Annotated in this window: 1 protein-coding gene; it reads left to right on the top strand. The window is 60.8% G+C overall.

All coding sequences use genetic code 11. The features are described from left to right. The coding region (locus PZH32_RS13465) for a hypothetical protein (protein WP_275208757.1) at positions 1-259 on the top strand (259 nt) is incomplete at its 5' end. Positions 260-293: the final 34 nt, after the last annotated feature.

Below are 293 nucleotides of genomic sequence, written 5' to 3'. Positions count from 1 at the left end.
CTTGGGCATGGACTTCTGCTCGGCGCTCACGAAGGCCGATATTCCCGTGGGCGAGCTGCGCATTCTGCAGCGTGAAACCGAGAACGAGGCAAAGCCCCTGGTAGAAGGAGCTGACGTTATTGTTCTGGCCGACGGCAACGATACGAAGCGCCAGGCATTCTTCGAGTCTATCGACTTGCCGGCGCTGCTGCAGAACGCCAAGGAGGACGCCGTGCTCATCGCCCTCGACGAGCAGGCCTTGGCCACGGCCGGTTGTTAGGCGTGCTTGGCGGCTCCTTTTACGATTTTGTGCC

The sequence above is a fragment of the Adlercreutzia equolifaciens genome, assembly GCF_029076695.1.
GTDB classification, from domain to species: Bacteria; Actinomycetota; Coriobacteriia; order Coriobacteriales; family Eggerthellaceae; genus Adlercreutzia; species Adlercreutzia equolifaciens_A.
The sequence above is the reverse complement of the archived record's forward strand: the minus strand, read 5'-3'. Positions and strand labels throughout refer to the sequence as shown.